General features: G+C 30.9%; 23 protein-coding genes, 1 pseudogene and 1 other annotated feature. Of the genes and pseudogenes, 17 read left to right on the plus strand and 7 right to left on the minus strand.

Features of this window, described 5'->3' with window-relative positions:
* Positions 1 to 39 precede the first annotated feature (39 nt).
* Positions 40 to 438, minus strand: coding sequence for a DUF2871 domain-containing protein (locus DR024_RS11135; RefSeq protein WP_027097891.1), 399 nt, complete (start codon positions 436 to 438; stop codon positions 40 to 42).
* 83 nt (positions 439 to 521) lie between these two features.
* Here DR024_RS11135 and DR024_RS11140 point away from each other — a divergent pair, with 83 nt between their 5' ends.
* On the plus strand, positions 522 to 923 hold the full coding sequence (locus tag DR024_RS11140; protein ID WP_027097890.1) for a hypothetical protein: 402 nt from the start codon (positions 522 to 524) through the stop codon (positions 921 to 923).
* Positions 924 to 970: 47 nt separating this feature from the next.
* Here DR024_RS11140 and DR024_RS11145 read toward each other — a convergent pair whose 3' ends face one another.
* The 4 genes from DR024_RS11145 to DR024_RS11160 all read right to left on the minus strand — a co-directional run bounded on the left by DR024_RS11145 (position 971) and on the right by DR024_RS11160 (position 3,793).
* Positions 971 to 1,444 carry a L,D-transpeptidase gene (locus DR024_RS11145; protein WP_242859676.1) on the minus strand — a complete coding sequence of 158 codons (474 nt, stop codon included), beginning with the start codon at positions 1,442 to 1,444 and terminating at the stop codon, positions 971 to 973.
* Between the two features lie 11 nt (positions 1,445 to 1,455).
* Entirely contained in the window at positions 1,456 to 2,331 is an 876-nt protein-coding gene (locus DR024_RS11150) for a cation diffusion facilitator family transporter (RefSeq protein ID WP_055254222.1), read from the minus strand.
* Positions 2,332 to 2,564: 233 nt separating this feature from the next.
* Positions 2,565 to 3,026 carry a threonine/serine exporter family protein gene (locus DR024_RS11155; protein ID WP_027097887.1) on the minus strand — a complete coding sequence of 154 codons (462 nt, stop codon included), beginning with the start codon at positions 3,024 to 3,026 and terminating at the stop codon, positions 2,565 to 2,567.
* Positions 3,026 to 3,793 (minus strand): threonine/serine exporter family protein, encoded by a 768-nt coding sequence (locus tag DR024_RS11160; protein WP_027097886.1) that lies wholly within the window; start codon positions 3,791 to 3,793, stop codon positions 3,026 to 3,028. Before DR024_RS11160 ends, DR024_RS11155 begins: the two co-directional genes overlap by 1 nt.
* A gap of 129 nt (positions 3,794 to 3,922) precedes the next feature.
* Here DR024_RS11160 and DR024_RS11165 point away from each other — a divergent pair, with 129 nt between their 5' ends.
* From DR024_RS11165 to DR024_RS11220, 13 genes and pseudogenes are all read left to right on the plus strand, one after another.
* Positions 3,923 to 5,155, plus strand: a complete 1,233-nt coding sequence (locus DR024_RS11165) for a serine hydroxymethyltransferase (protein ID WP_111918800.1) — start codon at positions 3,923 to 3,925, stop codon at positions 5,153 to 5,155.
* A gap of 70 nt (positions 5,156 to 5,225) precedes the next feature.
* Positions 5,226 to 5,777, plus strand: coding sequence for a hypothetical protein (locus DR024_RS11170; protein ID WP_027097884.1), 552 nt, complete (start codon positions 5,226 to 5,228; stop codon positions 5,775 to 5,777).
* A 12-nt stretch (positions 5,778 to 5,789) separates the two neighbouring features.
* Positions 5,790 to 7,058, plus strand: coding sequence for a WD40/YVTN/BNR-like repeat-containing protein (locus DR024_RS11175; protein WP_055183819.1), 1,269 nt, complete (start codon positions 5,790 to 5,792; stop codon positions 7,056 to 7,058).
* A 62-nt stretch (positions 7,059 to 7,120) separates the two neighbouring features.
* Complete coding sequence (locus DR024_RS18150; RefSeq protein ID WP_271805043.1) at positions 7,121 to 7,246, plus strand: CPC_1213 family protein; 126 nt, start codon at positions 7,121 to 7,123, stop codon at positions 7,244 to 7,246.
* A 32-nt stretch (positions 7,247 to 7,278) separates the two neighbouring features.
* Entirely contained in the window at positions 7,279 to 7,524 is a 246-nt protein-coding gene (locus DR024_RS11180; protein WP_034866070.1) for a hypothetical protein, read from the plus strand.
* A gap of 105 nt (positions 7,525 to 7,629) precedes the next feature.
* On the plus strand, positions 7,630 to 8,139 hold the full coding sequence (locus tag DR024_RS11185) for a DUF1648 domain-containing protein (RefSeq protein ID WP_027097881.1): 510 nt from the start codon (positions 7,630 to 7,632) through the stop codon (positions 8,137 to 8,139).
* 49 nt (positions 8,140 to 8,188) lie between these two features.
* Positions 8,189 to 8,396: a binding site (T-box leader), on the plus strand.
* A gap of 65 nt (positions 8,397 to 8,461) precedes the next feature.
* Positions 8,462 to 11,104 carry a valine--tRNA ligase gene (locus tag DR024_RS11190; RefSeq protein ID WP_111918802.1) on the plus strand — a complete coding sequence of 881 codons (2,643 nt, stop codon included), beginning with the start codon at positions 8,462 to 8,464 and terminating at the stop codon, positions 11,102 to 11,104.
* Between the two features lie 179 nt (positions 11,105 to 11,283).
* Positions 11,284 to 13,116: pseudogene (locus DR024_RS11195) on the plus strand (glycosyl hydrolase family 18 protein); the annotation flags it as partial.
* Positions 13,093 to 13,740 carry an immunoglobulin-like domain-containing protein gene (locus DR024_RS18235; RefSeq protein WP_316133152.1) on the plus strand — a complete coding sequence of 216 codons (648 nt, stop codon included), beginning with the start codon at positions 13,093 to 13,095 and terminating at the stop codon, positions 13,738 to 13,740. The pseudogene DR024_RS11195 and the gene DR024_RS18235, both read left to right, overlap by 24 nt.
* A 17-nt stretch (positions 13,741 to 13,757) precedes the next feature.
* Complete coding sequence (locus DR024_RS11205) at positions 13,758 to 16,253, plus strand: glycosyl hydrolase family 18 protein (RefSeq protein ID WP_055254602.1); 2,496 nt, start codon at positions 13,758 to 13,760, stop codon at positions 16,251 to 16,253.
* 181 nt (positions 16,254 to 16,434) lie between these two features.
* Positions 16,435 to 17,706 carry a dicarboxylate/amino acid:cation symporter gene (locus tag DR024_RS11210; protein WP_055254605.1) on the plus strand — a complete coding sequence of 424 codons (1,272 nt, stop codon included), beginning with the start codon at positions 16,435 to 16,437 and terminating at the stop codon, positions 17,704 to 17,706.
* 123 nt (positions 17,707 to 17,829) lie between these two features.
* Positions 17,830 to 18,561 (plus strand): ABC transporter ATP-binding protein, encoded by a 732-nt coding sequence (locus tag DR024_RS11215; RefSeq protein WP_027097594.1) that lies wholly within the window; start codon positions 17,830 to 17,832, stop codon positions 18,559 to 18,561.
* Entirely contained in the window at positions 18,554 to 19,744 is a 1,191-nt protein-coding gene (locus tag DR024_RS11220; protein ID WP_055254607.1) for an ABC transporter permease, read from the plus strand. The genes DR024_RS11215 and DR024_RS11220 overlap by 8 nt, the downstream gene beginning before the upstream one ends.
* A gap of 90 nt (positions 19,745 to 19,834) precedes the next feature.
* Here DR024_RS11220 and DR024_RS11225 read toward each other — a convergent pair whose 3' ends face one another.
* Together DR024_RS11225 and DR024_RS11230 are read right to left on the minus strand one after the other, a co-directional pair.
* The gene (locus tag DR024_RS11225) at positions 19,835 to 20,317 is read right to left on the minus strand and encodes a hypothetical protein (protein WP_027097596.1); all 483 of its coding nucleotides are present in this window, start codon (positions 20,315 to 20,317) and stop codon (positions 19,835 to 19,837) included.
* A gap of 52 nt (positions 20,318 to 20,369) precedes the next feature.
* A complete protein-coding gene (locus DR024_RS11230; protein ID WP_051195910.1) occupies positions 20,370 to 20,780 on the minus strand; it encodes a DUF3944 domain-containing protein in 411 nt (136 codons plus the stop codon).
* Between the two features lie 126 nt (positions 20,781 to 20,906).
* On the opposite strand from DR024_RS11230, the gene DR024_RS11235 reads away from it, so the two are divergent.
* From DR024_RS11235 to DR024_RS11245, 3 genes are all read left to right on the plus strand, one after another.
* Positions 20,907 to 22,349: a deoxyguanosinetriphosphate triphosphohydrolase gene (locus DR024_RS11235; RefSeq protein WP_034865914.1), complete on the plus strand. Its 1,443-nt coding sequence runs from the start codon at positions 20,907 to 20,909 to the stop codon at positions 22,347 to 22,349.
* A 147-nt stretch (positions 22,350 to 22,496) separates the two neighbouring features.
* Complete coding sequence (locus DR024_RS11240) at positions 22,497 to 24,269, plus strand: M3 family oligoendopeptidase (RefSeq protein ID WP_027097598.1); 1,773 nt, start codon at positions 22,497 to 22,499, stop codon at positions 24,267 to 24,269.
* Positions 24,270 to 24,412: 143 nt separating this feature from the next.
* Positions 24,413 to 25,720: a bifunctional folylpolyglutamate synthase/dihydrofolate synthase gene (locus DR024_RS11245; protein WP_027097599.1), complete on the plus strand. Its 1,308-nt coding sequence runs from the start codon at positions 24,413 to 24,415 to the stop codon at positions 25,718 to 25,720.
* The last annotated feature ends 7 nt before the right edge of the window (positions 25,721 to 25,727 follow it).

The raw sequence follows: 25,727 nt of genomic DNA on the forward strand, positions 1-25,727 counted from the left end.
TTTACTATATAAAAATTTGATATACTAAAATAAAAAGATTTATTTTTTGATTTTTTTGTTAAGTATAATCATAAACCAAATTAGTGAAGCACCTAATATAGCATGTCCTAAACCTGCCATATGAGGAAGGCCAGCAAAATCCTTAGAAAGTACTTCAAGTACTCCACGGAATACTATTGTTCCAATTAAGGATATTAATCCTATATTGTATGATATTAACCATTTGTTAAAGTGTTTGTAAGATGAAACATCAAAGTTTTTATCAAGTAATAATATTATTAGGAAAAATAAAAATCCTAATACTAAAGTATGTGTGTGTGCAGTTCCAAGAACTGTTTCACCAGAAAAATTATTGAACTTAGTAAATTCTCTGTGGAAAACACCAAGGATTAGTCCAAGTCCAAGATAGATAAATGATAAATTAAATAATTTTTTCATTTGCTTAACTCCTTAAAAACAATAAATATTAACTAAGATTAATTATACATTAAATAATAAAAAAGTAAAGAGGGGATGAATATATGGGTACAATAATAGCTCTACTTATGTTAGCAGCGGGTTTATTTGTAATAGGCTTAGTAGCATATAAAACAGCCGTAGGTATGGGAGGTAGTACAGCATTAAGAGGTGTTGCTGTTAAGAAGGAAAATAAGGGATCAATATCTTTTAAGGAATGTAGAAATCTAACTGGAGAAAAAAGCAAAGTCTTTATGATTGAGGCAAATAAAAAGGTTAAAGTATTACTTAATGTAGAAGGGGAAAAAGGAGAGGTTCTTGTAACTATTAAGGATAAGAGTGGAAATTTAATTCTTAATGATAGAAAAAGTGAAGAGTTTGAATATACTGCTGATGTAAAAACTAGAATAAATGCAAGTATTAAGTTTACTAACTTTTATGGACAAGTAGAATTGGATGTTATATAAAAAGTTGTACTGTAGGGAATATTTTTAATTCGCTACAGTACAACTTTTTAGCTTATTATAACCTTTGTTTTTTCTGGAATGTTGTCATATATCCATTTAGCGTTTACTTTTGTAAGTCTTACACATCCATCTGAAAGAGCCATTCCTAATCTTCCATCTCTTATTGAGCCATCTAAATTATAAATTATTGAATGAAATAGATAGTTTCCTTTAAATTGAGTATAGTACCAGCATTTATAGCCTTTTTCCACTCCAAAATATAATCCTTTAATGCCAACTGTATATGTTCCTTTAGGTGTTGGAGTAGAGGCTTTGCCTATTGTACATAAATAACTGTGTACTAGTGTCCAGTTATTGGTTTTGCCTTTAAAAATATTTGTTTTAAAATTCTTTGTATCTACCCAAATTAAATAGGAAGTTAAGCTTGAGTAATTTTTTGAATTAATATAGTCTAATATTTCTTCAGTATAATTTGGAGAAGCTCTATAAAACTTTTTTGATATATAATTGATTATTTTCAATTTACACCTCATTAATTACTTTTATAGTAAGGATTTACATGAACCATACAATGCTTTATTCTTGAATCTTCTTCTATTAAATTATGGACATATAATGCTATTTTATGTCCTTCTTCCACAGTTAATGTAGCATCCACAGATATATCAACATCAACGTAAAGCCTATTGCTATGCTTTCTGGTTTTTAAATTCTTTATTTCATAAATTCCATCTATTGAGTTGATTCTATCAATTATAACTTGGATATCTTCTTCAGATGCAGCTTCGTCTATTAATTGTGCAATACTTTGTTTACTAATATCAAAAGCAACTTTAATTATTACTAAGGCTATTATTATTGCAACAAGAGGATCTAGAAAAGTATAACCCATTCTAGCACCAGCTATACCTATTAAAGCACCAGCTGATGATAATGCATCAGATCTATGATGCCATGCATCAGCCTTTAAAGAAGGGCTATTAATTTGGTTAGCATATTTTATTGTATACCAATACATTAATTCCTTTACAATGATTGAAATAATAGCTGCAATTATAGCTGAAAAGCCAGGAGTAACATAGCTATGGTTAATTATTTTGATTATTCCAGAATATCCTATGCTAATTGCTACAAGAAAAAGAACAATAGCGAGAAATAATGAAGTTATACTTTCTATTTTTTCATGACCATAAGGATGAGACTTATCAGCTTCCTTATGAGATAGCTTTAAACCAATAATAACGCCTATTGTCGTTATCACATCAGAAAGAGAGTGCATTCCATCTGCAAGCATAGCAGTACTTCTAGCTATAAAGCCTATTAGTATTTTTATAAATGCTAAGATAAAGTTTCCTATAATAGTATTTTTACTTACACGTACCCCAATGTCTAACCTTTCATCTTTCATAAATTCATCTCCTAGTTCTCAATTGAATAAGTAAAGAAAATTTTCTCTTTATATAATATTAATAAATATAAGGAGTGTTACAGAAGTAGGAAGTGATAGCATTTATCAATTGAAAAAATGGAGGTAGATATTTATTTTTCTCGTTCCGTCGCAAGCTCCAAGTCACAGAAAAATAAATATGTATTTCCTAGACGTTAAAAAAAGAAGAGAAATTTTATAAAATTTCTCTTCTATTAGTTATTTTCATTTAATAAATTTTTTTTACTCTTCCTTCTATTTATTAACCTTGTAATTGTAGAAACAAAAATAATACCAAGAACTAGAGTGCCTGAAGAGGCTAGTGTATTTAATCCAAGTTCTAAAGAACCTGTTACATTTCCGGTAATTGCTTCATACATTGTGTAATACATTCCTGCTCCAGGAACTAGTGGAATAAGACAACATATTACTAGGGTAGTAACTGGAGTTTTTAGTACTCTAGCAAATATTTCTGAATATACGCTAAAGCATATAGATGAAATAAATAAAGAGCTAATAGTAGAAAGGCTTAAATGAAGACCTAATGCATATACAAACCAGCTAAGACCACCACCAATAGCTGCAAAAAACAACTTTTTTCCCTTTATATTGAATATAATTCCAAAACCACAGGAAGCAATAAAGGATGCCATAGTTTGAACAAAAACCATTGTCATTATATATTACCTCCTAAAGTATTAATCCAGAAACTTAATATTGCACCTGATCCGACAGCAATTGATATAGCTATAAGAAAAGCTTCAGCAGCTTTAGTTAACCCTGCTAAAAAATCACCGGCTATAGTATCTCTAATTGCATTTGTAATTGCAAGTCCAGGCACAAGAAGCATTATAGCACCAATTATAGTTTTATCTATATTAATTTTAAATCCTAATATAACTAAAAGTAATGTAAGTGAAGCTGCAGTAGCCCCTCCAATACAGTTAATAAAGAATTCATTTATAGATAGTTTTTGGAACTTTATAGTAACTATTTTTATTATTAAACCTATAAAAGTAGCAGCTAAAAGGTCATTAAAGCCTCCTCCAAAAAGTATGGAGAATGTACCTGCTGCAAGTGCAGAAAAAGCTAATGTAAGAGGAATAGAATATCTTTCGCCATTATCTATTTCTTTTAGTAGCTTTAAAATATGGCTTAAATCCATAGGTTCACTTTGTAAAGTTCTTGAAAGTTCATTAATTTTATCTATTTTATTTAAGTCTACGCTTCTTGATTTAACTCTATTTATTAAAGAATATGTTTTATTGTCATGGCAAATTGAAACCATTATTCCAGTAGGAGTTACAAAACTATCAGCTTCATCAACACCAAAGGAATAGCATATTCTACATATTGTTTCTTCAACTCTATATGTTTCAGCACCGCTTTCAAGCATTATTCTACCAGCATATGTAGAAACATGTAGGAGCTTGTTCATATCCATATATATCACTCCTAAAGTAAAAATTACTTAAGTATTATAGCATATAAGAAGAAAATATTATATAAATTTTGGTTGATAATTGGTATAATAAAGACTATAATTTATTAAAAACTAGATTGGGGTGGAAAAATGAATTTTGATAATGTAAAAAAGGTAGATGAAGAAGTTTATGCTCTTATGGAAAAAGAGTTAAACAGACAACAAAAAGGTATAGAACTTATTGCATCTGAAAACTTTGCTAGTGAAGCTGTTATGGAAGCAATGGGATCATACTTAACAAATAAGTACGCAGAAGGATATCCAGGAAAGAGATATTATGGGGGCTGCTACGTTGTTGATGAAATTGAAGATATAGCTAGAAATAGAGCTAAGGAACTTTTTGGAGCTGAGCATGCAAATGTTCAACCTCATGCAGGTTCACAAGCTAATATGGCTGTATATTTCACAATTTTAAAACCTGGGGACACTGTTTTAGGGATGGACTTAAGTCATGGTGGACATTTAACTCATGGATCACCAGTTAATTTTTCAGGAAGATTATTTAACTTCGTATCATATGGCGTTGATAAGGAAACTGAAAGAATTAATTATGATGAAGTAAGGAAAATTGCATTAGAATGTAAGCCAAAACTAATTGTAGCTGGTGCGAGTGCTTATGCAAGAATAATTGATTTTAAAAAGTTTAGAGAAATTGCAGATGAAGTTGGTGCATATTTCATGGTTGATATGGCTCATATTGCAGGGTTAGTTGCTGCAGGGTTACATCCATCACCAGTACCATATGCTGACTTTGTAACATCTACAACTCATAAAACTTTAAGAGGACCAAGGGGCGGATTAATCCTTTGCAAAGAAAAGTATTCTAAGGATTTAGATAAAAATATATTCCCAGGAATGCAAGGTGGACCTTTAATGCATGTTATTGCTGGTAAAGCAGTATGCTTTAAGGAAGCTTTAGATCCTAGCTTTAAGAAATATATGACAAAAGTAGTAAATAACTGTAGAGTTTTAGGGGAAGAACTTGTAAATAGAGGATTTAAATTAGTTTCTGATGGAACTGACAACCACCTAATCCTTGTTGATTTAAACAATAAGGATGTAACAGGAAAAGAAGTTGAAAATCTTTTAGATACAATTGGAGTTACTGTTAATAAAAATACAGTGCCAAATGAAACTAGAAGCCCATTTGTAACATCAGGTATTAGAATTGGTACTGCAGCAGTTACTACTAGAGGCTTTGAAGAAGAAGATATGAAAGTTATTGCTGAAATAATTGATGAGGCAATACAAAATAGAGAGGGAGATCTGTCTACTTTAAGAGAAAAGGTTGAAGCTCTTTGTGACAAACATCCATTATACTAGAATAGAGGAGGTTCATATATATGAGCCTCTTTTTTGTTTATAAATTTAAAATTATGAGAGGTAATAAGAAGTGAGAAAAAAGAAATATATTATTGTAATAACTGGGTTAATAGCATGTGTCTCCTTAATATTAGGATACAATTTAATTAAAGCAATAAATAAGCAAAAGATTTTTAAATACTCATTAAAAGACATGGAAATTATATCTACAAATATGGATGAAAACAATAATTTAGAAGATAGTATTAATGGTATTGAAGTGATAGAATTTACTCCACCATTTATCGAAACAACTATTGAAAGTACTTCAAATGACTGCACTACATTAGCAGTATATATGAGCGAAAGATATCATATTAATTTATCAAAATCTAATAATGAATTGAGTGAATATGCAAAGTTAGGTGGTGTAGAAAGACATAAGGTGATAAAGGGTGATGTTAATGACTTTATTATTGAGCTAACCTATGCTTCAAATGGATTAGATGAAAATTCAGTTTTATTAAAGGATAGGGATAAAGATAAGAGTAGACCTTTATTCAAAACTAGATATCATATAAAAAAGACTAATAAGCCAGCAACTTATGAATTAGTTGAAGTTGGGGCAAATCTAGGTGAATAGGGGGAGAATATAATGAAAGAAAAAACAGAAAAAATATTAATATGTACTTCTATAGCCTTATTGTTATTTTGCATATTTTCTTCTATATATATTTTTAAAAATAGGAAATATAATGATGAAGAAAAATATCCAGTTATAGAATATAGTGATACATCAAGAATGAGGTATATAGCTGTTCCAATGTTAGAAGAGTATTTAAATAAATATGTAAATAATGCAAGTTATGAAGAGGAAAATATAAATATAGCTAGTTATAAATATAAAAATAGTCAGCTTATTGCAGGAGATAATGAGGTTTTTGCAGTAGCAACTATTTTTGAAGTAGAACCTAAAAATCCTAGGGATATAGGAGATTTAGTAAACTGGGGGATTTATGGAGATGATGGCCTTATACATTGTAATTGGACTTTTATAATTAGAAAAATTGATGGAAATAAATATAAATTAATAGATATAAAAGATACTAAAGAGGTAATTAAAGAGCTTCAATTAGATAACAATACAAATTTGATGGAAGTAGTAGCTGAAGCTAATAAGTGTAGTTATAAGATAGAAAATGACAAAATATATGTTACCTACGATTTAGGAGAACAGTGGGTTGATACATCTCTAACATATAGTGGTTTTGTAGGAGATATAGTAGATAATGGAAGGAACCCACAATTGCCAGAGGGAAGTTATATGCCTGAGTTACCAAAGGGAAGCTATTATATAACACCAGAGAAGACAGCATTTATATCCCCATCAGGAGATATGATATTATCTGAGGATAAAGGCTTAACATGGGATAAGGTTAAGGTAGGACCAGCTGGTATTGTTGGTGTAAGAGCAAGCTTTGTTGGATTTACTGAAGATGGATTTGGGTATGCACTTTTATGTGGAGATAGGGTAATGAGTTGGGAAACAGCATCTATATTTACAAGTAATGATGGTGGCCATAATTGGAATTATATTGGGGTGTTAGAGGATGAAGGAGGCTCTAGTTTATCTACTGGAATATCATTTTCAACAGATAAAATAGGATTTATTTCTACTAATGCAGGATTAGAGAGAACTGTAGATGGAGGAAAAACCTGGAGTAGGGTTGAAGTGGATGTTCCTGTAGATTTGAAGGTATACTATGACACTCCATTAGTACCAGCTTTTAAGGATGGAAAGGGAGAACTTTTAGTTGGTCAAGGTAGCGATGGAGATTATGGAGCAGCAGGAAGTCAGTTTGCAAGATTTGTAAGTGAGGATAATGGGCTTACTTGGACTTATAGTGGCGAGGTAATAAAATAGTTATTCATAATTAAGTAGAATAAATATTACTAAAAAGAACAACCTATACTTGAGGTGATATTATGGGAAAAAAGAAAACAAATAATAAAGTACACATAAATCATGATCCACAAGCAGAAAGCTCTAGAGCTGTTTTTGGAGAGCCTAAAGCTAAAGGTGATGAATTTACTCCAAGAACCTTTAAGTAATATCTACATTTAAGTATAAGGGGAGATATATAATGACTAAAGAAGAAAGAATTAATAAATTACTTGAATGGATGAAAACTGCAACAAAGAGTGAAAGGCATATACCTGAAATAGAGGAATTTGCAAAGAATAATCCTAAAGTTTTTGGTGAATTTCACAGACTTGCTGGAGGAATAATAAGTGGTGAAGATTTAAGTACAAAAGAAAAGTTAGTTGAATTAATAAATAATAATGAAGAAGAATTTAATGCCATATTTAATGCATTAAATATAAAGTGATTTTAGTATTAAGGAGTAGGTATTTATTTTACTTAGAACAAGAAAAACAAATATCTACTCCCCTTTATTTTTAGTTAGTAATATAATAAGTCTAGGGGGGATGAAATGAAGGATTATGATTCAATAAGGCCGGAAATAAAAGTTGAATATAAGTTATGGGAAAAGGTTGTTATAGCTATAGGAGTACTAGGAATTTTATTTTCAATTATATACTTAGTTATCAATTGGGGAGGCTTACCAAAAGAAATTCCAGTTCATTTTAATGGAGCAGGTGAAGTAGATAATTGGGGCAATAAAGGAACACTTATGATATTTCCTATATTATGTACCATAACTTATGGACTAATGATGATATTTACTTTATTTCCTAATGGATATAATTATATCGTTAAGATAACAAGAGAAAATGCAGAAAATCAGTATAGAAATGCTAGGGAATTAATAAATTATATGAATACAGAAATGGTATTATTTTTTGCATTTTTAGAGTGGAGTTGTATTCAAGTAGCATTAGGACAAGCTAAAGGACTAGCAGTATGGTCTGCTATAGTATTTGTTGTAGTTTTAATTATAACTTTAGGATATAAAATATATAAAATGTATAAGTTAAAGTAAACATTGACAAAAAAAGTGGAATAATATATTATGAAATAAATTAATAATTTTAATGGCAGTGATAAAGAGGAGTAAAAACTGAAAGTATCAAAGAGAGAGGGGTAAGGTGTAAGCCCTTATATGGAAGGTTTTGAAGGTAGCTTTTGAGCTTCTTTAGTGAAATTTAAGTAGCTAAAGACGGTTTTTCTAAATCGTTATTTAATTAAGAGCCCATGAAAGTGGGAATAAAGGTGGTACCGCGAGTCTTCGTCCTTTTTTGGATTGAAGGCTCTTTTTTATTTTATAAAATAAAGAAAGCAATTAACTTAAAGGAGGAATTAATATGTTAGAAAACAAAGAATTATCTACAACTTATAATCCTAAAGAGTTTGAAGATAGAATTTATAAGACTTGGGAAGAAAATAAGTATTTTACACCTGTAATAGACAAGAGTAAAAAGCCTTATTCAATAGTAATGCCGCCACCAAATATAACTGGTAAGTTGCATTTAGGGCATGCACTTGATAATACACTTCAAGATATGCTTATAAGATTTAAGAGAATGCAAGGTTACTGTACTTTATGGTTACCAGGTGAAGACCATGCCTCAATTGCAACAGAAGTTAAGGTTGCTAATGAACTTGCAAAGCAAGGTTTAGATAAGAAGGAAATGGGAAGAGAAGCTTTCCTTGAAGAAGTATGGAAGTGGACTGAAGAATATAGAGAAAAGATAAGACAACAATTAAAGAAAATGGGTGTTTCTGCTGACTTTACAAGAGAAGCATTTACTATGGATGAACACCTAGATAAGGCTGTAAAACATGTTTTCGTTAAATTATATAACGAAGGGTTAATCTATAGAGGAAACAGAATAACTAACTGGTGTCCTAAGTGTCAAACTGCATTGTCTGATGCAGAAATTGAATATGAAGAACAAGATGGATTCTTCTGGCACATTAACTATCCACTAGCTGATGGATCAGGTTCACTTGAAATAGCTACAACTAGACCTGAAACATTACTAGGAGATACAGCTGTTGCAGTTAATCCTAATGATGAAAGATTTAAGGATTTAGTAGGTAAGATGTTAATCCTACCTTTAACAAATAGAGAAATTCCTATAATAGCAGATGATTATGTTGATATGGAATTTGGTACTGGTGCAGTTAAAATAACTCCTGCTCATGACCCTAATGACTATCAAGTTGGTTTAAGACATGATCTTCCACAAATTAAGGTTATGGATGATAAGGGAATTATAAATGAACTAGGTGGAAAGTACCAAGGCATGGATAGATATGAAGCTAGAAAAGCTATGGTTAAGGACCTAGAAGAGCAAGGATTACTTGTAAAAGTTAAACCTCACACTCATAATGTAGGAATTCATGATAGATGTGGAACTACAGTTGAACCAATGATATCAAATCAATGGTATGTAAAGATGGAATCTTTAGCTAAGCCTGCTATAGATGTGGTTAGAGAAAAGAAGACTAAGTTTGTACCAGAAAGATTTGAAAAGACTTACTTCAACTGGATGGAAAATATTCAAGATTGGTGTATTTCAAGACAATTATGGTGGGGACACAGAATACCAGTATGGTACTGTGGAGACTGTGGAGAAATAAACGTTGCAGAAGTTGCTCCATGTAAGTGTTCTAAGTGTGGATCAGAAAACTTAACTCAAGAAAATGATGTTTTAGATACATGGTTCTCATCAGCACTTTGGCCTTTCTCAACTTTAGGATGGCCAGAAAAGACAGAAGATCTAGAATACTTCTACCCAACAAGTACATTAGTTACTGGATATGATATCATATTCTTCTGGGTTGCTAGAATGATATTCTCAGGCCTTCACAACATGAAGGAAACTCCATTTGATACTGTACTAATTCACGGTATTATAAGAGATTCAGAAGGAAGAAAGATGAGTAAGTCACTAGGTAACGGTGTTGACCCACTTGAAGTAATAGACACTTATGGTGCAGATGCTTTAAGATTCATGCTAGTTACTGGTAATGCTCCAGGAAATGACATAAGATACTATCCAGAAAGAGTTGAATCTGCAAGAAACTTTGCTAATAAGATTTGGAATGCATCTAGATTTGTTATGATGAATCTTGATAAGGAAGTTATGAATAAGTATGCAGATTGTAAGGAATATTCATTAGCTGACAAGTGGATATTATCTAAGATGAACACATTAGTTAAAGAAGTTACTGAAAACATGGATAAGTTTGAACTTGGTATTGCATTACAAAAGGTATATGACTTCATGTGGACAGAATTCTGCGACTGGTATATAGAACTTGTTAAGCCTGTATTCTACGGAGATGATGAAAAGGCTAAGGGAGTAAATTATAACGTATTAAATACTGTTCTTGTTACAGGATTAAAATTATTACACCCAGTAATGCCATTTATCACAGAAGAAATTTATACTCATTTAACAGATGAAGAAACTATAACAACTTCAGTATGGCCAGAATATTCAGAAGAGCTAAGTAATGCTGATGCTGAAACTGAAATGGGATATGTAATAGAAGGTGTTAAGGCTTTAAGAAATGTAAGAGCTGAAATGAATGTTCCACCTTCAAGAAAAGCAAAGGTTATTTGCTATATTGGAGAAGAAGCTAAAAATGCATTTATGGCAGGAACAGCTTATATTGAAAAGCTTGCATCAGCTTCAGAAGTTGAATTTATAGCTGATAAGTCAGAAGTTCCAGCAAATGCTGTATCTGTTGTTGTTAAGGGTGGAGAATTATTTATGCCACTTCTTGATTTAGTAGATAAAGAAAAGGAACTTGAAAGATTAAATAAAGAAGTTAAGAAGCTTGAAGGTGAAATTGAAAGAATTGACAAGAAGCTTAATAACCAAGGGTTTGTAGCTAAGGCTCCACAAGCAGTTGTAGATGGAGAAAAAGCTAAAAGAGAAAAGTATGTTGAAATGTTAGAAGCTGTAAAAGGAAGAATAGATGCTTTAAATTAAAAAATATGTTTTATTTAGGTGCTATAAGATTATATCTTATAGCACCTTTTTAAGCTAAAAAATACATATCTTACCTTTAATAAGAAAAATTCACAAAATATTAATTGAATAAATATTCTGAATATTCTACAATAAAAGTAGAACGTTAAGTTCAAAAAAACTATTAAAGGAGGAGAAAGATGAAAACTAGAAGGTTTAAACAGTTTTTGTCGACACTTTTAGTAGTTGCGCTAACGTCAGCAGGAATTACAGTTAGTACTAGTGCAACGGAAGCAAAAGATAATGGACAGCTTAACGTTACAAATGAAAAAAACTCAGATGAACTTAAGAGAAAAATAGTAGGATACTTTCCAGAATGGGCTTATTCAAGTGAAGCTCAAGGATACTTTAATGCAACAGACCTACAGTGGGATTCTCTAACTCATATCCAATATTCCTTTGCAATGGTTGACCCATCAACTAATAAAATTACATTAGGGGATAAGCATGCTGCAATTGAAGAGGATTTTACAGGATATGACCTAAGTTATAAGGGAAAGAAAGTAGAATTAGATACTTCTCTACCTTATAAAGGACATTTTAATGTTTTACAAACTATGAAGAAGAGTTACCCAGATGTAGATCTATTAATTTCTGTTGGTGGTTGGGCAGGATCAAGAGGTTTTTATACTATGCTAGATACAGATGCAGGAATAAACACCTTTGCTGATTCATGTGTTGAATTCATAAGACAATATGGATTTGATGGAGTAGATATTGATTTTGAATATCCTTCAGCTACAAGCCAATCAGGAAATCCAGATGATTTTGATCTTTCAGAACCAAGAAGATCAAAGCTTAACGAAAGATATAATATCTTAATAAAAACTTTAAGACAAAAGATAGATGAAGCAGCTAAAGCAGATGGAAAAGATTATTTGTTAACTGCTGCTGTTACTGCATCTCCTTGGGTATTAGGTGGTGTAAGTGATAATTCTTATGCAAAATACCTAGATTTCTTAAGTGTAATGTCTTATGACTATCATGGTGGTTGGAATGAGTATGTTGAGCACTTAGCTGGTATATATCCAAATGCAGAGGATAGAGAAACAGTAGCTCAAATAATGCCAACCTTATGTATGGATTGGGCATACAGATATTACAGAGGCGTTTTACCTTCTGAAAAAATCTTAATGGGTATTCCATACTACACAAGAGGATGGGAAAATGTTCAAGGTGGTACTAATGGCCTTCATGGAACAAGTAAAACTCCAGCATCAGGAAAATACAATATATGGGGAGATGACCTTGATGGTGATGGTAATTTAGAACCAGCAGGAGCAAATCCATTATGGCACGTATTAAACCTTATGGAAAATGATCCTAATTTAAAAGTATATTGGGATGATACTTCTAAGGTGCCATATGTTTGGCAAAATAATGAAAAGGTATTCTTATCCTTTGAAAACGAAAAATCTATAGATGCAAGATTAGATTATATTAAAGACAAAAATCTTGGTGGAGCATTAATTTGGGTAATGAATGGTGACTATGGCTTAAATCCAAATTATGTAGAAGGCTCAACAGATGTTAATGAAGGAAAGTATACATTTGGTGATATCTTAACAAAGAGATTAAGTGAAGGATTAACAAAGATGGGTGACTGTGCAAAATCACCTGAAGATTCTAATTCATCTCTAGAACCTATTAATGTAGATGTTAATCTTACAGGTAATTATGATCATCCAAACTACACTTATTCTTTAAATATAACTAATCATACCGGTGAAGAAATTAAGGGAGGATGGACTGTATCCTTTGATTTGCCAAAGTCTGCTTTATATAAGTCTTCATGGGGAGGTACTTATACTGTAGAAGATAATGGTGACTTTGCTAGAGTAACATTAACCTCAGGAGCATGGCAAAATATTTCTTCAGGGGCAACAGTTACAATACAAGGTATGATTGGATTATGTTTCTCAGGAGTAAGAAATATCACATTTAATGGAATGAATCCAATAGGTAATAATGAAGCACCAGTTATTTCAGGTGCTGAGGATATTACTATTAACTTAGGGGATACTTTTAATCCTTTAAATGGAGTTAAAGCATTAGATAGTGAAGATGGTGATTTAACAAGTAAAATTTCTATTAATGGTAAAGTAGATAATACTAAGGCAGGAGAGTATACTTTAACATACTCAGTTTCAGATAGCAAAGGTGCAGTAACTACAGTTACAAGAGTTGTTACTGTTTTTGATAAGAATGCACCTATAGTAAACACAAATCCAGAAATTACTGGAGTTAAGGATCAAACTATAAAAGTTGGAGGAACCTTTAATCCATTAAGTGGAATAAAGGCAACAGATAAGGAAGATGGAGACTTAACTAGTGCTATTAAAGTAGTAGGTACTGTAGATACTTCAAAAGCAGGAGTATATAAATTAACCTACACTGTTGTGGATAAAGATGGTGGTAAAGCGGAAGCTTCCTGCAATATAACTGTTGAAGAACAAAAATATCCAACTTACGACTCTAATACAATTTATAACGGTGGAGACATAGTTATTTATAATGGAGAAACTTATAAATGTAAGTGGTGGACTCAAGGACAAGCACCAGGTGCTCAATGGGGACCATGGGAAAAAATATCATAATATAGGAGGATGATAATATGGCAAAGAGAAAGTTAAAAAAGAACTTAAAAACTTTTGTTGCATTTAGTGCTATTACTGCTTTATTGTTAACTAATGGTATTCCAATTAGTGCTTTAACTCAGTCTTCCAATACAACTGAGATTACTTCACAAGCTACTACAGGGTTACGTAATGTAATGTATTATGGTGACTGGTCTATTTGGGGAGGACAAGGTAATTTCTATCCAAAGGATATACCAGCAGATAAATTAACACATTTAAATTTTGCTTTTATGGATTTTAATGCTTCAGGTGAGTTGATTTATTGTGATAAAGATGCAGCTACAGGACATCCATTAGGAAACGCAGGTGTAACTTATGGTGATGTTAATGGTGGTATCTTAAATGCATTCCAAGTGTTAAAAGCAGAAAATCCTAACTTAAAGATAGGTGTATCTTTAGGTGGATGGTCTAAGTCTGGAGACTTCTCAACAATAGCTGCAAATGCTTCAACAAGAGCTAAGTTTGTAGAAAACGTTATGAAGTTTATTAAATATACAAATATGGATTTTGTTGATTTAGACTGGGAGTATCCTGGTGACTATAGAGAGCCTGATAAGACTGATAATACAAACGATGAAGGAACACCAAATGCAAGTCCACAAGACAAGGATAATTACATCTTGTTATTACAAGATTTAAAGAATGCCTTAAATAAACAAGGTAAAGAGCTTGGAAAAACTTATGAATTATCTGTAGCATTACCAGCAGGAGTATCTAAAATAGAGGCTGGTATAGATGTTGATAAGTTATTTGATATAGTAGATTTTGCTAATATAATGACTTATGATATGGCAGGAGCTTGGAGTACAACAAGCGGTCATCAAACTGCATTATATACAAATCCTAATGCTCCAGAAGAATATAAAGGGCTTTCAGTAGATGAAAGTATTAAGTATTATATATCTCAAGGTGCAGAAAGAGAAAAAATAGTTGTTGGTGCAGCATACTATACACGTGGCTGGGAAAAAGTTTCAGATAAAGGTGTTGACCCAAAAAATCCTGGATTATTTGGAGAAGCTGCAGTAGTTAATAAGAATGCAGACCTTACACCAACACCAGGAGCACTTAATGAAGCTCCAATGAAGAATGGTGAAGGCGGAAGAGCTGGTGGAGTATGGGGATACAATGCCCTATATAAGTTAAAGGCTAAGTACACTGGATTAAAAGAGTACTGGGATGATAGCGCTAAGGCTCCATATTTATACAACCCAGAAACAGGTGCATTCTTTACTTACGATAATGTAAGGTCAATTCAAGAAAAGGCTAAGTATGTTAAAGAAAATAATCTTGGTGGTATGATTGCTTGGATGGCATCACAAGATGCAACTACAACTTCTACTAAGAGAGATGAATTAACAAATGCTACTAAAGAAGCATTATTTGGTTCAGGTGAATTACCTAAGTACGATGTAAAATATACAAATCCTAATTTAACTTGTACAGTAACTCCAGTAACTCAAGCATGGGGAACTGGTGGAGTACTAAATGTATCAATAAAAAATAATGAAAAATTAAGTGAGTCTGGTGAAGTGTTATCAACAGTTGAAACCGCAGCTAAAACTGTTAAAAATATGAAGGTTTATATTAAGACTAATGGTGTAGCAATTACAGGTTCACAATATCCAGCAGGTCCAGTTTCAAAGGTAGGAGATTACTACGTTATAGACTTTGGCGGCATGTCAGATGGTAAGTTAATGAAACCAGGAACAGAATTTACTTTTGATTTAAATCTTGATAAAGCTATTGAAGATACTAGCAGTATTATAAGTGTTGAAGTATCACAAAGAATGTATCAAACATCTCCTGAAATTATGAAACAAACAATTTGGGGTGATACAAACTCAGCACCAGTTATATCTGGAGCTAATAATATTACTATAAACTTAGGTGATAAGTTTAATGCTTTAAGTGGTGTTACAGCTACTGATAAGGAAGATGGAGATTTAACTAGTGCCATTAAAGTAGCAGGAACTGTAGATACTTTAAAGGCAGGAGAATATACTTTAACTTATTCTGTTAAAGACAGTAGTGGTAAAGAAACAACAGTTACAAGAGTTGTGACTGTTTTTGATAAGGATGCTCCTGTAGTAAATACAAATCCTGAGATTACTGGAGTTAAAGATCAAACTGTAAAGCTTGGTTCAACTTTCAATCCATTAAGTGGGGTAAAGGCAACAGACAAGGAAGATGGAGATTTAACTAATGCTATTAAAGTGGCAGGAACTGTAGATACTTCTAAAACAGGAGTATATAAATTAACTTACACTGTTGTAGACAAAGATGGTGGTAAGGCAGAAGTTTCATGTAATATAACCGTTGAAGATCAAAAATATCCAACCTATGATTCTAAGACAGTATATAATGGTGGAGATATAGTTGTTTATAACGGAGAAACTTATAGATGTAAATGGTGGACACAAGGTGAAATACCAGGATCATCAGAATGGGGAGCATGGGAAAAAATTAGTTAGTATTTTATTAGGGGTAAATCAAATTGATTTACCCCTTTTTGTATAAAAAACTCTTAAGTGTTTATTAATAATATTTAGGAATAAGTATTTGACATGAAATAAGTTATCTACTATAATCTATTCATAGTAAAATAGTATGAATTAAATTATTAGTTACAAAAGATAAGTGGAGGAAGTTTAAATGACGTTTAATATTGAATTAGTAGCAGCTATTGTATTTGCTATATTAGCCTTAGGTTTACTTTGGTACCTTAATAAAAGAAAAGTTTCATTTTCAGTAAGAACTTTAATTGGGTTAGGATTAGGGCTTATTTTTGGATTAACTTTAAAGGAGAATTCACTAATTGTAGAACCTATAGGAAAGATATATATTTCATTAATTAGAATGGTTGTAATTCCTTTAGTTATGGTATCTATAATTAATAGTATATCTAATTTTGAGGATAGCAGTAAACTAAAATCTTTAGGAATTAGAGCTATGGGGATGCTTTTAGGAACAACAGCTATAGCTGGAATTGTTGGTATTATATTTGGAAACATTTTTTCTGTTGGTAAAGGTATAGTATTTGAAGGAGCAGAAAATTTTGTTCCTAAGGAAATTCCAAGCTTTATGGATGTATTTAATGATATGCTTCCAACAAACCCTATAAAATCAATGGCTGAAGGACAAATTATACCAGTTATAATTTTTGCATTATTTATAGCTTTTGCAATTATTATGGAAGAGAAAAAGAATAAGGAAAAGGTAGCACCTTTTAAGGCTTTCATAAATTCATTTAGTACAATATTAATGAGAATAACTAGAATTGTACTAAGATTAACACCATTTGGAGTATTTGGTCTTATGACAGCTGTAGGAGCAAAAAATGGTGTAAGTACATTAATGCCACTTTTAACTTTTGTAGTAGCAATTTATTTAGCCCTAGCGTTTCAAATTCTTATAATACATAGCTTGTTTATATTAATTTTTAAAAGAAGAAGTCCTATTAAATTCTTTAAAGGAATATGGCCAGCACAAGTTGTTGCATTTACAACTCAAAGTAGTTTTGGAACACTTCCAGTAACTATAGAATCCTTAGAAAATAATATTGGAGTATCAAGTAGTACAGCAAGTTTTGTTGCTTCCTTAGGTTCCACGGTTGGTATGAATGGATGTGGAGGAGTATTCCCAGCTATAGTAGCTATATTTGTTGCAAATGTATTTGGAATTGAACTTACATTAACTCATTATATTTTAATGATTTTAACTATAGTTGTTGGTTCCGTAGGAATTGCAGGAGTTCCAGGTGCAGCTACAATGTCTACAACACTTATTTTAACAACATTAGGACTTCCAATAGAAGGTATGGCTATTATTTTAGGCGTAGATGCAATAATAGATATGGCAAGAACTCTTACGAATGTAACAGGAGCTGGACTTGCAGCTTACATAGTGGATAAAGAATGTAAATAGATTAAATTTAAGAACTATAACCAAGGTTTATAAATTGGTTGTAGTTCTTTTTTTAGTGAAGCTACAAGTTTGATGAAATAAACAGAGTATAGTAAAATATTACTAGTAAAAGGAGGGAAGATTATGTTAGAGGTAAAGGAATTAAGTAAAAAATTTAAAGACGCCGTGGTTGTAGACAAGCTTTCTTTTAATGTAAATAAAGGGGAGATAGTTGGTCTTCTTGGAGAGAATGGAGCAGGAAAGACAACTACTCTTAGAATGATATCAACAATGCTAAAAATTACTTCTGGAGAAGTTAAAGTAAATGACTATGATGCTTCAAAGGAACCTGAAAAGGTAAGAAGAGAAATTGGAATACTTTTTGGTGGTGATATTGGACTTTATGATAGACTTACAGGAAGAGAGAATATAAGATATTTTGCTAACCTTTTTGGAATTAAAAATGATGAGGCAAACAAAAGGATAGATGAACTTTCTAAGGATTTTGGTATGGAAGATTATATTGATAAAAAGGTTGGTAAATTTTCAAGAGGGATGAAACAAAAAGTATCTATATCTCGTTCAATAGTTCATAATCCATCAGTTATGTTATTTGATGAACCAAGTACAGGGTTAGATGTAAGAGCTACTAGGGTTGTTCACCAGTTTATAAAGAAGTGTAAAGAAGAAAATAAAACTATTCTATTTTCTAGCCATTCCATGGCTGAGGTAGAGAAACTATGTGATAGAGTTATTATTATTCATAAGGGCAAGCTTGTAGAGCAGGGGAGAATAAATGAACTTAAGGAAAAGTATAATACAGAGGATTTAGAAGAAGTTTTTGTATCTTTAATTGGAGGTGATAAGGATGAGTAATTTCTTAACAGTTTTAAAGAAAGAATTAACTGACATTATTAGAGATAGAAAAACCTTAGCCTTTACAATAATTCTACCTATTCTTATATATCCTTTAATGTTTAAGGTTATGTCAACAGCCATGACTAGTTCAACAACTGAAGCACAGAAGGAAAGTAGAATTGTACTTCAAGGTGACAAGGATTCAAGTATAGCAGCTCTATTAAAAAGTGAAGAAGGTATAATAATTGAAGAGGTGGAAAACCCATCAGAAGCCTTAAAAAGTGGGGATATACAATTAATAATTAATATACCTAATAATTTTGATGCAAATATAGCTAGTGGTAAAGTTACTAATGTAGAAATGTTAATGGATGACGAATCCAATAAATCAACAGCTGCAGCAGGAATTGTATCCTCTATTTATGAGGCATATAGCAAGCAAATAGTAACCTCAAGATTACAAGAACAAGGGATAGAAGAAGAAATTTTAACGCCTTTTAATCTTGAAATAAAATCTGGAGTAAGTAAAGATGGTAATATGAATCAATTAGGAAATTATATGACAGGAATGCTACCAAGCATGGTTGTATTACTTCTTTTATCTTTAACACTTGGACTTGCATCTGAACTTGGAGCAGGAGAAAAAGAGAAAAATACTTTTGAACCTCTTTTATCTACATCAGGAAATAGAAGTTCAATACTTTGGGGGAAAATAGGTAGCCTTTGTATAATGGGAGCAATTACATTATGCTTTAGCATGATATCTTTATGGATTTCATTTAAACAATATATTTCTGAATTGTCAGGAGGAGGAGAGATAGCTCTTTCACTAAGTGGAAAGTCTATAGCCTTAACAATAGTTTTCTCATTATTACTTATAGTTATAATTTGTGCACTACAAATATGTATAAGCTTATTTGCTAGAAGTACGAAGGAAGCTAATACTTATCTTTCTGGATTAATGATGCCTATGATGATACTTTCATTTATTCCAATGTTTTTAGATGCAAAAAGTATTAATGAAGTTTTCTTTCACATACCAATAATAAATTCTGTATGTGTTATAAAGGAAGCTATGGTTGGAATTTTTAATACTCAGCATATTCTTTTTGTGTTAGGATGGCAAATAGTATATGTTATTGCTGCTGTTGTAGGTGCTAAAATAATGTTCTCAAGGGAAGAGGTTGTATTTAGAAGTTAGGATAAATAAAAGAATATAAAAACAATAAATATAAGAATATATAAATATTTAAATAGGAAAAACAGGAAGGTATCATCTTCCTGTTTTAAATTATTTACAGTAAATTTTCTTCAAGTAGCCATCTAATTCTTTCTTTTCATCATCATTTAAACAATCTTTTTTAGATTTCTTTAGTAGCTCTTTAAATTTTTCGTAATCTTTATCTCCTAACTTACATTTAGCTATTTTATTTTTTAATGATATTAATTTCTTAATTTGATCCTTTGAAAGATCATTATTTTCTTGTAAACACTTATTGATTTCTCCAAGTGCTTTTTTATCATCATCAGATAATAATTTTAGGTTTTCAGCTTTAGATAGCATCTTAATATCTTCAGCAGCACGTTCTTTTCCAAGCTTATGCTTATGATGTCTGCTTTCATCTTCCTTTTTTTCAGCATCCTTCTTTTCAGATTCTGTAGCTGTAACTGTTGTAGTTTCATTTGGATATTCTACAGCACTTGCTATTATAGCAGAAGATCCACTAACTAAAGCAAGAGATAATGCTATAGCACTTACATATCTTTTTATCATTTGTATTCACCTCTATATATAATTTTGAACAAAATTAGTATGTGACAAACAATTAATGAGTATTCACAGAGTTGTTGTACTTATTTCGTATATAAGCAATTTGAATACAAGAAGGCATTATTTGTTTGTATATTTCAGATTGAAAATCCGAGTATACTATTGAGTTTTTCTTAATTTCATCTAACAAACAGCTTTCTATTTTTTCTGTTGAATAATTAGAATTAAAATTTATCTTAAGTTTCTTACATATATCAATAAGCATATCTTTATAATAAACAGAGCCATTTAAGAAGTAATCTTGCAGGGAAGTTTCACCTAACCTTTGTATATCTTCAGCTATATAGATCCAAGGGGTATTCTTGTTTTTGTAATCTTTTAAGTTAAGATAGTTAGCTAGTTTTTCTAAGTCATCATTAGAACAATTTTGTAAAAATTCTAAATCAGGATCATATCTATAACTCATTTATATCCTCCTAAAAATACTTATAGTAATGTCTATAATATTATTTCCATTTTTATGATAAGTATAACTTTAGTTATATTGTAAAAAATATAATAAATAATTGAAACATAAGGAAAGATGATATTTATGACTAGATTTAAATGGAATGATATTTTAAATAAAAATAGAATTAAAGAATATAAATCGGCTAAAAAGAATTTTGATGGCAGAGATGAATTTGAAAATGACTATGATAGGATTCTTTTTAGTGCATCTTTTAGAAGACTTCAAGATAAGGCTCAAGTTTTTCCTCTTGAGAAATTAGATTTTGTTAGAACTAGGTTAACTCACTCCTTAGAGGTGTCTTCAATTGGAAAGTCCTTAGGAATGATTATAGGACTACAGTTAATTCCTCTAACTAAAGGAACAGATGACGAAATAAACTTTCAAATGGTAGAAGAAATAGGAAATGTGTTGTCCTGTGCAGGACTTATACATGATTTGGGAAATCCACCTTTTGGACATTTTGGGGAGGTTGCCATTAGAGAATGGTTTGCTTCTAAGTTAAAAAAAAATAAGGATGGAAGCTTCTATTTTAAATTTGAGGAATATGAATTTAAATTAGAAAGGCAAGAAGCCTTAGACCTTTTGAACTTTGAGGGGAATGCTCAAGGTCTTAGAATTTTGACTAAGTTACATTTTGTTATAGATAGATATGGAATGAATTTAACTACTGGAGTGCTAAATTCAATTATAAAGTATCCTATATCATCCTTGGAACTTGGGAATAAGAAGTTTGGTGGAAAGAAGATTGGATATTTTAAAGCAGAGGAGAATACCTTTAATTATATAGTTAATAGTACAAAGATAGGTAAAAATAGAAATCCATTAGTATATATATTAGAGGCTGCTGATGATATTGCATATCTCTTAGGTGATTTAGAAGATGCATTTAGCAAGAAAATATTCTCACATGAATTATTTAAAAATAAATATAGGGAGTTTATAAAGGAAGAAGGATATGAAGAGAAAACCCTTGAGGAAAGCTTATCTTTCTATCTTTCTAAGAACTATGATATTGCAAAAGAGGAATATGGATATGAAGATCCAGGGGAATATGCCCTAAAGTCATTTATAATAAAGTTAAATAGATATTTTAAAGACTGTGTTTCGGAAGAATTTATATCCTCTTATGATGAGATTATGAGGGGGGAATATAAGGGGAATCTTATAGAAAATTCTAAAGCTAATAAGGTATCATCATTTTTAAGAAGAATATCTAATGAATATGTATATAATAATGATAGAATTGTATCTAATGAAATTGTAGGGTATAAAATAATAGAATTTTTGTTAGATACCTTTATACCTGTTGCATTAAACAAGGATGTAAAACCCTATGAGGGGTATGATGGAAAACTATATTCACTTATTTCTAAAAATTATAGATTTGTATGTGAACATAGTATTGAACAAAAGGATTGTAGTGAAGAGTATTGTAGATTATTATTAGTTACTGACTTTATATGTGGAATGACAGATTCATATGCTGCTCATATTTATCATGAATTGTTGGGTATGAGAATTTAAAATATTAAATTTTTATTTTTATTCTAACAAAATACAAAATACATGGAAAAATACATAGAAAATTAAGTATATGATATGAAAAATTAAAAAGTAATAGTAATTTAATAATGAATTGTGGTATTATATTATTTATTGAGGAGGGATAATATGGAATTAAATTGGAGCTTGAAGGAAATATATCCTTCATTTGAAAGTGAAGAATTTAAAAATGATTTAGAAAAGTTAGACCAAAGTATAAAGTCCTTAAATACTTGGGCTGATGAAGTAGTTTGTGAGGAAGGCAATGTAAGGCCAAAGCTTGAAGAATATATAAAGAGATCTTCAAAATTATCTGAGCTAATTGGTAGGCTTGAGGCTTTTATTTCTCTTACATTAAGTGCAGATACTAAAAATTCAGAAGGGTTAAGATATTCTGATATATTAGATAGTAAACTCACTGAGATTGTTGAAGCAACTACAAAGCTTGAAAGATGGATTAGTAATATAAAAGATATCGATATCGTTATTAAGGGATCAGAAGTTTTAAAAGAGCATGAATTTTACATTAAAGAAATAATAGAAAAGAGTAAATATCTTCTTTCAGATAGGGAAGAATCTATAATTTCTAAAATGAAGAATACAGGATCAAATGCTTGGCTAAAATTAAAGGATAATTTAATATCTAACTTAAAGGTGGACATAGAAATAGATGGTGAAATGAAAGAACTACCTTTAACAGTAGTATTAAATATGGCTTATGATCCAAATGGAGAATTAAGAAGAAAAGCTTATTTTGCTGAAATTGAATCATATAAAAAAGTTGAAGAGGGTGTAGCAGCAGCCTTAAATGGAATTAAAGGTGAGGTTTTAACAGTATGTGATTTAAGAGGATATAAATCACCTCTTGATATGACTCTTGTTAATTCTAGAATGGATGAAGAATCATTAGATGCAATGCTTGAAGCTATGAAGGAAAGTATGCCTTTATTTAGAAAGTATTTAAGAAGAAAAGGTGAACTTTTAGGATACAAAAATGGATTACCATTCTATGAAATGTATGCACCTGTTTCAGAAGCTGAAATGAAATTCACTTATGAAGAAGCTGCAAAGTATGTAGAAAAGAACTTTAGAACTTTCAGTGACCATTTAGCTGATTTTGCTAAAACTGCAGTTGAAAAAAGCTGGATAGATGTATTCCCTAAAGAAGGTAAGGTTGGGGGAGCATTCTGTCATAACCTTCATTTCTTAGGTGAAAGTAGATTTTTACTAAACTATGGAGAACAGTTTGGTGATGTTGTAACTATGGCACATGAGCTTGGACATGGATTCCATGGAGAGTGTTTAAAGAATGAAAAGATATTAAACTCTGATTATCCAATGCCAATTGCAGAAACAGCTTCTACATTCTGTGAAACTATTATTAAAAAAGCTGCTATAAAAGATGCAACTAAGGAAGAGGCTTTAGCTATTCTAGAAAATGAAATATCAGATTGTACACAAGTTATTGTAGATATATATTCTAGATTTTTATTTGAGAAGGCTTTCTTTGAAAAGAGAAGAGAAAGTGCTTTATCAGTAGAAGAGATAAAAGAATTAATGTTAAATGCTCAAAGAGAAGCATATGGTGATGGATTAGACCCAGAATACTTACATCCATATATGTGGACATGGAAGCCACACTACTATTATGCAGACTCTAACTTCTATAACTTCCCATATGCATTTGGATTATTATTTGCTAAGGGATTATATGCTGAATATTTAAAGAAGGGTAAGGAATTTACTACTGAATATGAAAATCTTCTTTCAATTACAGGTAAAAATGCTATAGCCGATATAACTAAGGTTGTAGGAATTGATATTCATAATAAGGAATTCTGGAAGAATTCTCTAAAGACTATAGAAGAAGATATAGAGCAATTTATAGAGTTAACTAAATAGATAGAAAAGGGATGTATCAAAAAATACTTATGATACATCTCTTTCTTTTTTGGAAGAAGTATTATTAACTTGTTAGTTATAACTATTTGACTTATAATACTTAGATAAAGGATAGATTTTACTATATAGATAGGATGATATAAATGAAGTATGATGAAGCAATGGATTATATACATAAGGTAGGTAATTTTGGCTCTAATTATGGCCTTGAAAGAACCTATAGACTACTAGAAATCCTTGGTAATCCCCAAGAAGGATTAAAATTAATACACATAGCAGGAACAAATGGTAAGGGTTCAACCACATCTATAATAACTTCTTTACTTATGGAGAAGGGGTTTAAGGTTGGCATGTATACATCTCCTTTTTTAGAGGAGTTTGAAGAAAGAATACAAATTAATAGAAATAATATTCCTAAGGATACTTTAGGTAGACTAATGGATGTTTTAAAAGTTTCTGTTAACCAGGTTATTTTAGAGGGATATAATCATCCAACAGAGTTTGAAATAATTACTTGTTTAATGCTTTTATATTTTAAAGAGGAAAATATAGATTATGGAGTTATTGAAGTAGGTTTAGGTGGAAGGCTTGATTCTACCAATGTTATAACTCCAATACTTAGTATAATTACCTCTATAAGCTTAGATCATACTAACCTTTTGGGAAGTACTTTAGAGGAGATTGCAGGTGAAAAGGCTGGTATTATAAAAAAAGCTATACCTGTAATAAGTTATCCTCAGGAAGAGGAAGCAAAGGTGGTTATTGAAAAGGTATGTAAGGAAAATAACTCTTCTTTATATATAGTAGATAAAAGCAAAGGTCACTTTTTAAGTGTTGTTAATAAGGATAAGATATATCAAAAAGTAGAAGTAGAATTTAAGAATAAAAAAATAGATTTAGATTTTGCTCTTCTTGGAGAACATCAAATTACTAACTTATTAGTAGCATTAAATGGAATAAGTGTACTTGAGGAAATTGAAAATATTAAGTTTACCATAGATGATATAAAAGAGGGGGTAAAAAAGGTACAATGGAAAGGTAGACTAGAGGTTATGAAAAATAACCCTTTAGTTGTTATTGATGGGGCTCATAATATTCAAGGTATAAAAACATTAAATGAAAATGTACATAAGTATTTTACTTATAAGAATATATATTTATTATTAGGGATATTAGCTGATAAACAAGTTGAAGATATGGTGAAAGTTATTACACCAGAGGCTAAAAAGGTGTATGCGCTAACACCTCATAGCAATAGAGCAGAATTATCAAAAGATTTAAAGAAGGTTATAGACAAGTACAATTCAAATTGTGTTGCTCTAGATAGCTACGAAGAAGGATTAGCTTTAGCTTTATCAGAGGCAAATGAAGAAGATTTGATTTTAATAAGCGGGTCACTATATATGATAGGTGATATGAGAGGCATTATTAGAAGGAAATTCAATAAATAAAATATGC

The sequence above is a fragment of the Clostridium paraputrificum genome, assembly GCF_900447045.1.
Taxonomy (GTDB): domain Bacteria; phylum Bacillota; class Clostridia; order Clostridiales; family Clostridiaceae; genus Clostridium; species Clostridium paraputrificum.